The 15,188-nt window shown below is 38.8% G+C and carries 12 protein-coding genes; all 12 read left to right on the forward strand.

The features are described from left to right. The first annotated feature begins 189 nt into the window (after positions 1-189). The 12 genes from JOD18_RS20715 (at position 190) to larC (ending at position 15,170) form a co-directional block, all read left to right on the forward strand. Positions 190-1,254 (forward strand): helix-turn-helix domain-containing protein, encoded by a 1,065-nt coding sequence (locus JOD18_RS20715; RefSeq protein ID WP_204671047.1) that lies wholly within the window; start codon positions 190-192, stop codon positions 1,252-1,254. 88 nt (positions 1,255-1,342) lie between these two features. Then, entirely contained in the window at positions 1,343-2,842 is a 1,500-nt protein-coding gene (locus JOD18_RS20720; protein WP_204671048.1) for an alpha-L-arabinofuranosidase C-terminal domain-containing protein, read from the forward strand. Positions 2,843-3,506: 664 nt separating this feature from the next. Continuing rightward, positions 3,507-4,994, forward strand: a complete 1,488-nt coding sequence (arfA, locus tag JOD18_RS20725) for an arabinosylfuranosidase ArfA (RefSeq protein WP_204671106.1) — start codon at positions 3,507-3,509, stop codon at positions 4,992-4,994. 121 nt (positions 4,995-5,115) lie between these two features. After that, positions 5,116-6,045, forward strand: a complete 930-nt coding sequence (locus JOD18_RS20730; RefSeq protein WP_204671049.1) for a carbohydrate ABC transporter permease — start codon at positions 5,116-5,118, stop codon at positions 6,043-6,045. Beyond that, complete coding sequence (locus JOD18_RS20735; RefSeq protein WP_338029586.1) at positions 6,045-6,884, forward strand: carbohydrate ABC transporter permease; 840 nt, start codon at positions 6,045-6,047, stop codon at positions 6,882-6,884. Before JOD18_RS20730 ends, JOD18_RS20735 begins: the two co-directional genes overlap by 1 nt. Positions 6,885-6,910: 26 nt before the next feature. Next, positions 6,911-7,540, forward strand: a complete 630-nt coding sequence (locus JOD18_RS20740; protein WP_204671050.1) for a YesL family protein — start codon at positions 6,911-6,913, stop codon at positions 7,538-7,540. A 65-nt stretch (positions 7,541-7,605) separates the two neighbouring features. Then, complete coding sequence (locus tag JOD18_RS20745) at positions 7,606-8,940, forward strand: ABC transporter substrate-binding protein (RefSeq protein ID WP_204671051.1); 1,335 nt, start codon at positions 7,606-7,608, stop codon at positions 8,938-8,940. Between the two features lie 141 nt (positions 8,941-9,081). Next, positions 9,082-10,344, forward strand: coding sequence for an FAD-binding protein (locus JOD18_RS20750; protein WP_204671052.1), 1,263 nt, complete (start codon positions 9,082-9,084; stop codon positions 10,342-10,344). 25 nt (positions 10,345-10,369) lie between these two features. Then, entirely contained in the window at positions 10,370-11,848 is a 1,479-nt protein-coding gene (locus tag JOD18_RS20755; RefSeq protein ID WP_204671053.1) for an alpha-N-arabinofuranosidase, read from the forward strand. 375 nt (positions 11,849-12,223) lie between these two features. Further along, positions 12,224-13,000, forward strand: a complete 777-nt coding sequence (locus tag JOD18_RS20760) for an RpnC/YadD family protein (protein ID WP_338029587.1) — start codon at positions 12,224-12,226, stop codon at positions 12,998-13,000. A 153-nt stretch (positions 13,001-13,153) separates the two neighbouring features. After that, positions 13,154-14,002 carry a sugar phosphate isomerase/epimerase family protein gene (locus JOD18_RS20765; RefSeq protein ID WP_204671055.1) on the forward strand — a complete coding sequence of 283 codons (849 nt, stop codon included), beginning with the start codon at positions 13,154-13,156 and terminating at the stop codon, positions 14,000-14,002. A 226-nt stretch (positions 14,003-14,228) separates the two neighbouring features. Then, on the forward strand, positions 14,229-15,170 hold the full coding sequence (gene larC, locus JOD18_RS20770; protein WP_204671057.1) for a nickel pincer cofactor biosynthesis protein LarC: 942 nt from the start codon (positions 14,229-14,231) through the stop codon (positions 15,168-15,170). Positions 15,171-15,188: the final 18 nt, after the last annotated feature.

The raw sequence follows: 15,188 nt of genomic DNA on the forward strand, positions 1-15,188 counted from the left end.
AAATTAATAAAAAATCAAGTACAGCAATGGGTGGCAGGTTTACCTAACTATATCAAGGGTTACTTGTCTATTTCAGTGTGCGAAAGTTGAGTTATTAATTTAACTCACGCGGAAATTAGAAGAATCAATCTTTTTGGTGAAATAGTAAATAATTATGGTAATTTATCTGCTGATCATGACCCCTTTCAAATGGATCAAGTATTTCTACAAACAACATTAAACAGAAAGACAAAAGCCTTCCCAGATATATTTTGTGAGAATGATTATATTTATTATGGTCTAATTACATTGGAAAATAAAGAAAAAATATTAATCGGTCCTGTACAGATTGTTAATAAACAACATAATGATTTGGCTGAATTTATGATTTGTACTCATCAACTTCGGGATGGGCAAGCTTATAAATTACCTTATTGCGACCTTCATATATTCTTGCAAGGTATTATACTATTAAATCATCTTCTAACTGGACGGGAAGTCTATCTTTATGAATTATATGCTTGCAACGGCATCACAGAAGAAGAAATATATTCAACAAAAAATGAAATTAGTAATATTGTTTTCTATCATCGTGAAGTAGAGATTCCACACAATCCGTATGATCATGAAGCAAGAAAGTTAGAAAGTATTCAAAATGGAAATCTAGATCTACTGATAAAATGCCAAAAGGAAATCTGGATCGGACAACTTGGGAAGGTTGCTTATCATCCAGTAAGACAGGCGAAAAACATAGCAATTATTGTTATTGTTCTCGCATCAAGGGCAGCTATACAAGGTGGTTTATCTCCTGAACTGTCCTTTTCTATGGCAGATGGCTATATTTTAACTATTGAGAAGATGACAAGTGTGCTGCAGATTCAAGCAACCATGAATCAATCAGAAATAGAGTTCACCCATGCTGTCAGGAAGTTAAATAAAACGAGGAAAAAGCATATATTAGTTGAAAAGACGAGAGACTATATATTTAAACATTTACATCATGCTATTCGAGTGCATGAAATTGGGGAAGCCTTATCTGTAAATAAAGATTATCTCTCTACTGTATTCAGTAGAGAAGAAGGAATCACAATTCAGCAATATATTCTTCGAGAAAAGGTAAAGTATAGTGAAGAATTGTTGAAATACTCCGATTATAAGATTTATGAAATTTCTAACTATCTATCTTTTAGCTCCCAAAGTCATTTTAGTTTATCCTTTAAGAAAATAGCAGGTATGACACCGAAACAATATCGAAATAACTATGCAAAAATATAAGATTGGTGATAAAAAAACAATAAATATGATATATTTATTGTTTTTTGCTTGCTATGATTTCTTTATTAGACTAGATGGAGGAGATAGTATGCAAGTTCATATCCAAGTAAATGATAAAAGAAGCTATGGCCAAAGAAATCCAATGATTTACGGGCATTTTATTGAACATTTTCATCGGCAAATCTATGATGGTATCTATGATCCAGACTCAATTTTTGCGGATGAAGATGGATTTCGTACCGATATTATGGAAGCGATGAAAAAGATCAAAATTCCTATACTCAGGTGGCCGGGAGGGTGTTTCGTATCTTCCTATCATTGGAAAGAGGCTGTAGGAAAGGCAAGAACACCTTTTTTTGATAAAGCATGGCGTGTCGAAGATCCAAATACATTTGGTACAGATGAATATCTTGCGTTGTGTAAGAAGTTAGACTGTGAACCTTACATTTGTACAAATGCAGGAACAGGTACACTAGAAGAAATGAGTGATTGGGTGGAATACTGCAATTTGGATTATGAGGGACAGTATGCCAAATGGAGAATAGAAAACGGTCATCGTGAACCATATAATGTGAAATATTGGAGTGTTGGAAATGAAAATTATGGTGCCTGGGAAATAGGAGCAAAATCAGCAGAAGAATGGGGACGTTTAACCCGTGAGGCTGCAAAAATGATAAAACACGTGGATCCGCAGACAGAACTTTCGGCCGCAGCCCTGGCAGATGTAGATTGGAATGTTAACTTACTGCAAGATTGTGGAGAGTTTCTTGACTGGATTTCTATTCATGAATATTGGGACATGGTTCCAGAGAAGAATGATCTAGCAACATATGAGCAATGTATGGCATACACTATTGATATTGATCACACAGTAGATGAAATAAGAGGGCTTTTACAAGCAATGAAACTAGACAAGAAAATAAAGATAGCGTTTGATGAATGGAACCTTAGAAGCTGGTATCATCCTAATGTTCATACCATTAGACAAGGGGTAGACAAGAAAGATTATTTGGACCCTCGAAATGCAAACGATGACAATAGTCAATACACGATGGCAGACGCTGTTTTTACCGCAAGTTTTTTAAGTGCTATGAATAGAAATTGCGATATTGTCGGTATGGCTAACTTTGCTCCTGTTGTAAATACGAGAGGTTGTATATATAGTTATCCAGAAGGAATTGTCTTGCGAAGCACCTACCATGTATTTGACCTATATGTGAATTATCTTGGTGATACGATTATTGATGTATGGGCAGAGGAGCTACCTGTTATGCAGGTGACACATAAGAATGGCGAAGATCTGGAAATGGAGACGATCGATATTCTTGCTACTAAATGGTCAGATAAACCTGGCATTGCATTAGCACTCATCAATAAACATCCGATGGAATCTCAGAAAATAAAGCTTTCGTTTTCAGCCAGCGGTAACAATGTGAAATGGTATGGGATTTGTGGTGAAACACCCAATTCCTATAATGATGTGGATAAAAATGAAGTAACTATTTTTGAAGAAGATCTTGGTGATTTTACAAGTAATATGGAAGTCGAATTACATCCTCATTCTGTGAATATCATTCAGATCGTTTGAATGAGACGGAGCAGTTATCAAAATAGTATAAAAAAAGAAGTCAACTCTTCTTATACAAATCCGCTACTTAAAAATGTACAACATTTAAGTAGCGGATTTTTTCAATGAAAGTATATCCAATGCCAGTTAACTATTGCAGAAATATCCTCCGTAGAAGGTATGGAGAGCAAAGCAGCCGCTGTGGCTTCTCGTAGCGGATATCTATCTTGGTAAAAGATAAAGGACTAAATGATGGCAGTTCGTTTTTAGATATACTAGTAGCTTTAGCTATATTTATTAGTAAATCTCTTTTTAGAAAACAGTTATTAAATTAATTAAATTAAGAATCTTTGGATTGTTTGAAGTTTATATTTGTTAACTTAATTATGTTTAAATTTTAAAGATTAACATCCATATTCAAAAAGGTATTGAAAAAGTAAGTATATTTATATATAATTAATCCATCGAAAGTTATACGTACAATTAGAGGGGTGATAATTAACGTATATGCATATTTGCGTTCGGACAAATAACATGAACCTAATATATTTGCATGCTTGATAAATACAATGATTCACTATATTTTTAGGTCTGTCGAAATTGTAAGCGTTATTTCTGAGCGTATTCTAATTCATTTACTGGAAGGTAGGGGTTATTAGTGGTAAAAGAAACAGTCAAGGCAAGAATGGTAGTAGACAAAGATTTTCAAATTTCAGCAATCGATAAACGTATTTATGGATCCTTTATTGAACATTTAGGCAGGGCAGTTTATGGAGGAATTTATGAACCTGATCATCCAACTGCTGATCAGCTTGGCTTCCGCCAGGATGTACTTGATTTGGTAAAGGAATTGCAAGTGCCAATTGTCAGATACCCAGGTGGGAATATGGTATCGGCGTATAACTGGGAAGATGGAGTAGGACCGAAAGAGGAACGCCCTAAACGTTTAGAGCTTGCTTGGCGAGTGACCGAAACCAATCAAATGGGAACGAATGAGTTTATGGATTGGGCCAAAGCAGCGAATACAGACGTTATGATGGCTGTGAACTTAGGAACAAGAGGAATTGACGCTGCCCGTAATTTACTAGAGTACTGTAACCATCCGGGTGGTACTTATTGGAGCGACCTGCGAAAATCACATGGTTATGCAGAGCCGCATAAGATTAAGACTTGGTGTCTTGGAAATGAAATGGATGGTCCATGGCAAATCGGCCAGAAGACGGCTCAAGAATATGGCCGCCTGGCATATGAAACAGCTAAGGCAATGCGGGCAGTAGATCCAGATATCGAATTGGTCAGCTGTGGCAGCTCTAATTCCAATATGCCGACATTCCCAAGCTGGGAAGCAGAAACATTGGAGCATACGTATGAAGTGGCTGACTATATTTCACTGCACCAGTATTACGGTAACCGCAGTGGCGATACAGCGAACTATTTAGCCAAATCACTGGATATGGAGAATTTTATTGAGACCGTAGTGGCGACATGTGATTATATTAAGGCGAAAAAACGCAGCAAAAAGAATATGTACTTAAGTTTTGATGAATGGAATGTATGGTTCCACTCTAATGAACAAGATAAGGAAATTGAGCCATGGACAGTAGCTCCTCCTCAATTAGAAGATGTCTATACGTTTGAAGATGCATTATTAGTAGGCAGTATGTTAAATACGATGCTGCGCCACTCTGACCGAGTGAAGGTTGCTTGTATGGCGCAGTTAGTAAACGTTATTGCACCAATTATGACAGAGAATGGCGGTGCTGCTTGGAAGCAAACGATCTTCTATCCGTATTACTATACCTCTGTCTATGGACGTGGAGTAGCATTACAGCCGATTGTCAGCTCGCCGAAATATGATAGTAAAGACTTTACAGATGTTCCTTACTTAGATACAGCTGTTGTGCATAATGAGGAAAAAGAAGAGGTTGTTGTATTTGCAACCAATCGTCACTTAAAGCAGCCATTAGAAGTAGATATAGATGTACGTTCATTTGAGGGTTATGAAGTGGTAGAACATGTTGTCTTAGAAAATGAAGATGTCAAAGCGGTGAATCTAGCAGGACAGGAAAATGTCAAGCCACATAGCAACGGTGAGTCAAATGTGGACAATGGAAAGTTAGTTTCTATTTTCCCTAAATGTTCTTGGAATATGGTGCGTTTAAAGAAAAAATAAACCGCCTGTATCTGAAAAAACAAAGTCCGTCACTCTCTCAGCTCTAAATAAGAGGTGAGAGATAACGGACATTAACGCCTCAATGAATATGTACAACTTGTTCCGCAAAGGAGTGATGAAAATGGAGGCAAATCGAGCAATCGGTACAAAAAAGGAATCCAGCTCATTTATGAAATTTCTGAATTCTAAGAAAGTTGTCCCCTATATCTTTGTATCACCATTTATTCTTTCGTTTGTCATATTAACGCTTTATCCAGCTATACGCGGGGTAATAATGAGTTTTCAAAGTATATTGCCTGGACAAGTCAATTTTGTAGGTTTACAAAATTATGAGCGTGTATTTAATCCAGTATTTTATAAAGCGTTATCAAATACTACTATTTATGTGGTGCTTACGGTAACTATTCTGACAATCTTACCAATTATCTTAGCTATTATGTTGGATTCAAAGTTTGTTAGATTAAAAACTTTATTTAGGGCTTCTTTGTTTATGCCGGCTTTAGCTTCAACCATTGTTGCAGGTATGATTTTTCGCCTAATGTTTGGGGAAACGGATACGGCAGCTGCGAATCAAATATTAAATTGGTTAGGGATGGAATCAGTTGATTGGCGTTTTAATGCATGGTCTGGTATGTTCCTGATGGTTATGCTTTGTGTCTGGCGTTGGCTGGGGGTAAATATTCTTTACTTTTTGGCAGCGCTTCAAAATGTGCCGGCAGAATTATATGAGGCTGCCGATATTGATGGTGCCTCTATTTTGCAGAAGTTCTGGTATGTCACATTGCCTTTTCTGAAACCTGTTACGATTTTCGTTGTCACTATCTCGATTATTAACGGCTTTAGGATGTTTGAAGAGAGCTTTGTATTCTGGGAGGCAGGTTCTCCTAATAATATTGGCTTGACCGTAGTAGGTTATATCTATCAACAAGGTATCCAGCAAAATGACATGGGATTCGGTGCAGCGATCGGAGTTATTCTAATGATTATTATCTTTATCATTAGTTTCATTCAATTAATATTAACAGGTGCGTTCAAGCGAGGTGATCAGTAGTGAAAAGATCCAATAATCGCACACTTCTATGGTTTGCCAATATTGGTTTAGCTGTTATTTGTTTAATAGCCTTGTTTCCAGTGATAATGCTGCTTATTTCTTCTTTGAGACCTTCTTCAGAGTTAATGCGGACAGGGATAAGTTTAGCCTTTGACTGGAGCATGCTGAATCTGGACAACTACCTGTATATTTTCACAGAAGCCAATATCTATTGGTCATGGTATATGAATAGTGTTGTCATTTCCGCCATTACGATTGTATTGTCCTTGTTTTTCTCAGCCATGGTTGGATATGCCTTGGCAGTGTATGACTTTAAAGGCAGGAACCTTTTTTTCACGTTTGTGGTGTTTATCCTAATGGTGCCGTTTGAAATCCTGATGTTACCTTTATTTCAAATGATGATCCGTTTTCAATTAGTTGATTCTTACGTTGGTGTTATCTTGCCAATGGTTGTTGCACCCATTGCCGTCTTTTTCTTCAGGCAGTATGCATTGGGGCTCCCGGTACAGCTGATGGATGCAGCTCGAATCGATGGTTCCACAGAATATGGTATTTACTTCAAAATTATGCTGCCTCTGATGGCACCTTCACTGGGAGCGATGGCGATATTGCAAGGGTTAGGCAGCTGGAATAACTTCCTATGGCCGTTAATCGTCTTGCGTTCCAATGACATGTTTACCCTGCCGATCGGGTTAGCTACTTTGTTGACGCCATATGGCAATAACTATGATGTATTAATTGCTGGATCGGTAATGACGGTTATCCCTATTGTTATTTTGTTTATCTTCTTCCAGCGTTATTTTGTAGCTGGTTTAACAGTTGGAGGCGTGAAAGGATAGTAAATCTTAATTGGGGTGTGCACAATATGTTTGGACAACAAATAGTAAGTTCATTAGATCGATTTCTGAGGATTATTTTGAAAATGGCTTGGCTTAATTTCTTGTGGATATGGTTTAGTCTTATGGGGCTGGTTGTAGTTGGTGTTTTTCCAGCTACAACAGCTGCTATCGGTGTAGCTAGAAAATGGATACAGAAAGAAGAGGTATCTGCTTTCCAGATTTTTAAAGAGATCTATAAACGAGAGTTTGTGAAAGCAAACATTATTGGCGGTATACTGACCGGTATCGGAACCCTATTATTCTTGAATTATCATGCCTTGCTACAGTTGGGAAATCAGATTCCAGTTTTTGTGGTGTTTGCTTATTACTTTGTAGTGTTTCTGTACGGCATAGTCGCCATATGGATATTCCCTATTTTAAGTCATTACCAGACGACTATTATGCAATATTTTAAGCATGCCTTCATTATAGGGATTGTTAAAATGCCAACCACTATTATGATTGGTCTATCCATATTTGCCATTCTTTTTATTTCGCTAGAGCTTCCTAGCATGTTGTTGTTCTGTACAGTTAGCTTAATAGCTTGCTTGGTAGCCTTCTTAGCTTTGAGAGTTTTTGAAAATCTAGACGAACAGAATGCAGCGGCAAATTATTAATCGCTATCCCCTTTGTTATTTGTGTTAAATAATTGACATATTAAATGTTATGGAGGTAGAACCAAATGAAAAAGAATCTATTATTGTCTACATTTGTCATGTTTCTTTTGTTACTTGCAGCTTGTGGCGGTGGCGGTGACGAATCTGCGGATGCAGAAGATGTCACTACAGTTGGAGAGGATATTGAAGGTGCAACAGAATTATCACTATGGGTGTTTGCAGCACAGCATGTGGATTTCTACGAGGATGCTGCGGAGAGCTGGAATGAAGAAAACCCTGATCAACCTATCAGTCTAAAGGTGGAAACGTATCCTTATGATCAAATGCATAATAACTTGTTGCTAGCATTGCAATCGGGCAGCGGTGCACCTGATATTGTTGATATTGAAATAGGAAGGTTTCCTAACTTCCTAGAAGGTGAGCCTCAGCTATTGCCAATGAACGACTATGTAGAGCCGGTTATAGATGAATTTGTCGAATCAAGGTTTGAGATTTACTCGAAAGATGGTAATTACTATGGTTTGCCAACTCATGTAGGTGCTTCTGTCATGTATTACAACACGGAAATAATGGATGAGGCAGGGGTAGATATTGATTCTATTGAAACATGGGAGGATTTTAAAAATGCTGGCGAACAAGTAGTAGCTAACACTGATTCAGTTATGTTTAATTCGTTCCCAGGAGACCATTTGACTTTTTTCCAGCTTATTGCTCAGCAGGAATCTGATTATTTGGATGAAAATGGGGCTCCTACTATGAATCGTCAGGAAAATATTGATGCACTTCAACTGCTTGTAGATATGCAGGAAATGGGGATTGCTGAAGTTGCACCAGGTAATGAGCCTCATGCGGAAGAATATTATGCCTATATGAATGATGGAGGAGCTGCAGCTATTAATATGCCTATATGGTATATGGGCCGTTTCATAGATAACATGCCAGATCTAGAGGGGAAAATGGTCGTTCGCCCAATGCCGGCATTTGAAGAAGGCGGTAATCGTTCAGCCGGTATGGGTGGAACAGGTACAGTAGTAACCAATCAAACAGACTCTCCAGAGTTGGCACAGGAATTTTTGGCTTATGCGAAATTATCGGAAGAGGGAAATATCAAGCTATGGACTGTCCTAGGATTTGATCCAATCCGTCATAGTGTATGGGATGATCCAAGAGTGCTAGAGGATAATAGATATTTTGAATATTTTGGTGATGATATATTTGACACACTAAATGAGGTACGTGATGAGATTGCAGCGGTGAATGTTAGAACACTAACACCAGATGTAGCTACCGAAATGAATACTAGTGTATTAAATAATGTATTGCGTGATGGTTCTCAGACTCCTGAAGAAGCTTTGAATGCGGCACAAGAGACATTAGAGCCACAGTATCAGCCAGAATAAACAATAGAGTTACAGCAGGCAGATGGAGGGGGTTTTTTCTTCTTCATCTGCTAAAAAATGATTGTGTTTTTCACGAATAAACGACATGATATAAGTATCTATTGTGAAAAAATACATTCATTTTGAAGGAGAGTAGATACCATGGATCAACAAAAAAACTGGGCAGGCAATCTGATCTATCAAGCCAAACACTGGTATGAACCGGAAAGTGTGGAACAAGTCCAAGCCATTGTACAGCATGCCAGTCATGTACGAGTAGTCGGGTCGCGTCATTCTTTTAATGATATAGCAGACTCTAACGATACAATTATTTCTTTGGCGAAATTAAATCAAATACTTACATTAGATAAAGACAAACGTACCGTCACGATTGAGGGCGGTGTGAGATATGGGGAGCTAAGTTCTTTCCTGCAAGAGCATGGATTTGCCTTGCCGAACTTGGCTTCTCTTCCGCATATCTCAGTGGTGGGTGCATGTGCTACGGCTACACACGGTTCAGGTGACCGGAATCCCTGTTTATCAAGCAGTGTAAGGGCAATGAAAATCGTGACCGCCAATGGTGAAGAAGTACAATTTTCACGGGAAAAGCAAGGTGAAGAATGGAATGGGGCAGCTGTTAGTCTTGGTGCATTAGGTGTGGTAACTGAAATGACACTGGATGTAATTCCTAGCTTTGAAGTGAGTCAATATGTATATGAACATTTACCATTTCAACAGGTAGAGCAGCATTTGGATGATATTTTTTCGAGCGCTTACAGTGTCAGTTTATTTACTGATTGGAAACAGGATGGATTTAATAAAGTATGGTTGAAGCAGCTAGATGCAGAGTTCACTCCAGATCAAGCACGACCGGATATCTATGGTGCTCGTCCTGCGCTAGCCAATTTACATCCACTTCCAGGACTGGAGGCGATTCATTGTACAGAACAAATGGGAGTTCCTGGTCCTTGGTTTGATCGCTTGCCCCATTTTCGCCTTGATTTCACACCAAGCAGTGGCAGCGAGCTGCAATCAGAATACCTTGTACCTCGCCAGTATGCATTAGAGGCGTTGAAGGCGGTACGCAATATGCGGGAAACACTGGCTCCGCTCTTGCATGCTAATGAGATTCGGAGTATTGCTAAAGATACATTATGGCTTAGTCCTTGCTACCAACAGGATGCAATCGGAATTCATCTCACATGGAAAGATAATTGGGAAGCTGTTCAACAAGTATTACCGCAGCTAGAAGCGGCATTGGAACCTTTTCAGGCGCGGCCGCACTGGGGCAAGGTGTTTATGATGCCAAAAGAGCGTGTGCAATCTTTTTATGAAAAGCTGCCAGAATTTAGACAACTGTTGGAGAAGTATGATCCAGAGGGGAAATTCCGTAATAAGTTTATTAATACCTATATTTTTGGCTGAACAATATTAATCAAGGAGTGGAAATATGTCCAATAAAGTGATTATTAATGCAGATGCAACAAAAGGGAAGATTAATAAAAATATTTATGGTCATTTTGCGGAACATTTAGGCAGATGTATTTATGAAGGATTTTGGGTAGGAGAAGATTCAGATATTCCAAATACAAATGGTATCCGTAATGATGTAGTGGAAGCACTGCGGCAATTAAATATTCCGGTTCTGCGCTGGCCGGGTGGTTGTTTTGCTGATGAATATCATTGGAAAGATGGTATTGGCCCCCGTGAAAATAGGAAAAAAATGGTCAATACCCATTGGGGCGGTGTCATAGAGAACAATCACTTTGGTACACACGAGTTTATGATGTTATGTGATATGCTGGGTGCCGAGCCGTATATCAATGGAAATGTGGGCAGTGGTACAGTACAAGAAATGTCTGAATGGGTAGAGTATTTGACGTTTGATGGGGAATCTCCTATGGCCAACTTACGTCGGGAAAACGGCAGGGAAGAACCTTGGCAGGTCAAATATTTTGGCGTTGGTAATGAGAACTGGGGCTGTGGCGGTCATATGCGTCCAGAATATTACGCTGACTTATACCGCCGTTTTCAAACGTATGTGAGAAATTATGGAGATAATCGCATTTTCCGAATTGCAGGTGGGGCGAATGTTGATGATTATAACTGGACTGAGGTGCTGATGCGTGAGGCAGTACATATGATGGACGGACTTAGTTTACATTATTATGTCCATCCAGGCGGTTTCTGGGATAAAGGCCCAGCGACAGGCTTTGACGAAGAAGTTTGGGATATTACGATGCAAAAGGCATTGTTTATGGAAGAATTAATTAACAAACATAGTACGATTATGGATAAATATGATCCGGAGAAGCGTGTTGCTATGATTATTGATGAGTGGGGCGCTTGGTATGATGTCGAACCTGGCACAAACCCTGGTTTCCTCTATCAACAGAATACGATCCGTGATGCACTGGTGGCAGGAGTACATCTGAATATTTTTAACCAGCATAATGATCGTGTACAGATGACTAATATTGCCCAAACTATTAATGTGATTCAGTCGGTGATTTTAACAGATAAGGAGCGACTGATTTTAACACCGACGTATCATGTGTTTGAAATGTATAAAGCACACCAAGATGCGGAGCGGTTGGATCTGCACTTAGAATCTGCGTCAATCAAAACGGGAGATCAAGAGATACCACAGTTATCCGCTTCTGCTTCTAAAGCACAAGATGGCAGAATTACGATCACACTTTGTAACATGGATAAGCGTGAGGCAGCAGATATGGTGATCGATTTACGCGGGGAAGAGGTGTCTGATGTAGCAGGACGGATTATTACAGCGGACAAACTAGACGCACATAATACATTTGATAATCCAGATCAAGTGAAGCCTGTGACATTTGATCAAGTGCAACTGCATGGCAGCGAACTTTCTTTTGCATTACCGGCTAAGTCGGTATTAGCACTTACCATTCGTTAATGATATAAAAATGGAATTCCTGTTGATAATAGGAATTCCGTTTTTTGTATAATGTTCATAAAAATAACTAGAGCTAGTTTATTGAAAAAAGGAAAACCTGGTATTAACACGTGAAATCAGCCGGTTTTTTCTAGGGTGAAAGTTATTTTTCTGCTATATTAACATCTCTTTTTGGAAAAATACCGATTTGTTTTCTTCACAGAAATCCATCATAATAAGGCGGAATTCTTAAAAAGAAAGGGGATAATCAATGGTATATTCCGCTTTGGTACTAGAGAAGACATCGTCATATCTTGACCATGATCGTCTATTCAAAGAATTAATACAAACCTTTTTTGGGAGTTTATCGAAGGTTTTTTTCCAGAGGAATATGCTGTGATTAACTTCTCAACATTACGGTTTTTGGAACAGGAAGTGTATACAGACATTCTCAAGGGAGAGAAACGGAGAATTGATATTCTGGCGGAAGTAACTCTGGCAGGAAAGGAAAAGATTGTCCTTATCCACATAGAGCCTCAAGCATCTTATCAAAAAGAATTTCATGAACGGATGTTTATTTATTGCAGCCGTCTCTATGAAAAACACCGCAAACCTATTTTGCCAATCGCTGTTTTCAGTTATACTAATAAAAAAGAGGTCCCGACTCAATTTAATTTGGATTTTTCTACAAGTAATATAATCAGATTTCAATATTTACAAGTGCATTTCATTCGAGAGGATTGGCGTAAGTATATAAGAAGCGTCAATCCAGCAGCGACCGCATTATTGAGTAAAATGGGCTATACAAGACAAGAACGTGTGCAGGTCAAGTTAGAGTTTTTACGGATGCTAAGCCGACTGGAGTTAGACCCAGCCAAAATGGAATTATTGCAAGGTTTTTTTGAAACTTACTTAAAATTGACTGATGAGGAGGAAGTGCAAATGAAAAAGGAGATCACCAAACTGCCAAAACAAGAAGCGCAAACCTTGTTAAAGTTACCGAATTCTTATTTTGAGAAAGGTATGGAAAAAGGCATTAAACAGGGAAAACAGGATCAGGCAACAAAAATGGCTAAAAAGTTACTAGAAAAAGGAATGTCTTTGGATGATATTGCAGATGTAACTAATTTTAGTAAGAAGGAAATAGAACGTTTGGCAAATGATATGAATTAAGTGATGTGGAACATATTTGATAAGCTATACTTGAGCAAAATAAGCATGATATAATCCGTAAATTAGATGCATTAACGTTTGTTTTGAATTTTGTCTTCGTTATACATTGCTTTGGATAGGGATAGATTAAACAAAAGAAAGGAAGCGATTGCAATGGCGTTGAAAGTAGGGATTCAGTTATATTCTGTACGACAGGCATTACAGGCAAACCCGTTTCAAACGTTAGAAAAGATAGCAGAGGCAGGTTATAAGTATGTCGAGGCTGCTAATCACAATGCCCAGACAGATGATGGGGTAGGCTTTGATTTATCGGCAAAAGAAATGAAGCAGGCTCTTGATCAGCTAGGCTTACAAATTGTTGGCTGTCATGTCAACCCGCTGGATATTGACCGGCTGCCGGCAGTATTGGATTACCATCAAGAACTGGGAAATATGCAAATTGGCTGTGATATCGAATTTTTCCCTTATCAGGACATGGATTACCTGCTGCGTCGCTGTGAGCTGTTTAATCAGGTTGGCGAACTGTGTAAAGAACGAGGCATGCGCTATTATTACCATAATCACTATCAAGAGTTTCAGAAATTCGGCAACCAAACCGTCTATGATATTATTATGGAGAATACCGATCCGGATCTTGTCTTTATTGAAATGGATACATATTGGATCGCGAGAGGTGGGGCAGACCCATTGGCATTAATAAAAAAATATCGAGATCGTTTGGTGCTTCTGCATCAAAAGGATTTCCCTGCGAATGCCTCACAGCCAATTGTGATGTACGACGGACTGGTAAATCCAAATCAGGAAATTACTTACGATTTATTTGATAAGACTAAAGATCCGCAGAGCTTTACAGAGATTGGTACGGGAATACTGCCTATTCAAGAAATTATTGATACAGCCTTGCAAGCACCAAACCTTGATTATATTATCTTGGAGCAGGATCATACCAATCTCGATGAAATAGAATCGATCCAGGAGAGTATGCAGGCTTTCCGGAAATAATTCAGGAGTAGAGTGGAAATAACCTGTATGAGAGTGATCCCTTTTAGATGAAAGGATGATAATCTAAAAAATGAATAAGCCTTCCCATGTATTTGCCTGATATTAAGTTTTTTCTTAGCTTTTCTAATTAACTTGTTTTAGAATAAAAGGGGTGTTTAGCTACACGCTTGGTAAAATAGAAAGCGTTCACAGCTAAAGATAGAAAGTATGTTAACGAGGTGACAAGATGACAGGGAAAAAGCTATTATATTTTGATTGTTTTTCTGGGATCAGCGGCGATATGACAATCGCTGCATTATTAGATACGGGATGGTCTCTAGAGTGGTTAGAAGCGCAGTTACAGGCGCTACCTTTAGACGAGGAATATAAACTATCACTAGACAAAGTAGTGAAAAATGGTATCAGCAGTAATAAGTTTGATGTGCATTACCATAATCATACACACGAACATCATCATGACCATGACCACGCGCATGATCATACACACGAACATCATCACGGGCATGAGCACGCGCATGATCATACACATGAACATCATCATGACCATGACCACGCGCATGATCATACACACGAACACCATCACAGCCATGACCACGCACATGGTCATACACATGAACATCATCACGGACATGACCATGTGCATGGTCATCACCACCGTACATATAAGGATATCGTCCAATTAATTAATGAAAGTGAATTAAATGATGCTGTTAAGGAACTGTCACTGGATATGTTTCGGTTGATTGGCGAAGCAGAAGCAAAAATCCATGGTATGACCTTAGACAATGTCCATTTTCATGAAGTAGGTGCGATTGATTCGATTATCGATATTGTTGGGACAGCCATCATTATCGATGCGCTGGAAGTGGATAAGGTCATTTTTTCACGAATACCGGTTGGTTCAGGCAGTATTCATATTGACCATGGAGTGTACCCTGTGCCGGCACCGGCCACATTAGAGGTATTAAAGGGTGTGCCATTAGTGAATTCTTCGATCAAGGGTGAATTGACTACTCCGACTGGGGCGGCGATTGTGCAAGCTTTGGCAGATGGGTTCTCCACACTGCCTGCGATGAAAGTGGAGAAAGTGGGGTATGGAGCAGGAACGAAAACGTTTAAAGATCATCCGAATGTACTTAGGGTGTTAATTGGTGAGGAAACGAAATAAATCATGACTGAAGCTGAC

Origin of the sequence: Gracilibacillus alcaliphilus (genome assembly GCF_016909015.1) — a bacterium.
GTDB classification, from domain to species: Bacteria; Bacillota; Bacilli; order Bacillales; family Amphibacillaceae; genus Gracilibacillus; species Gracilibacillus alcaliphilus.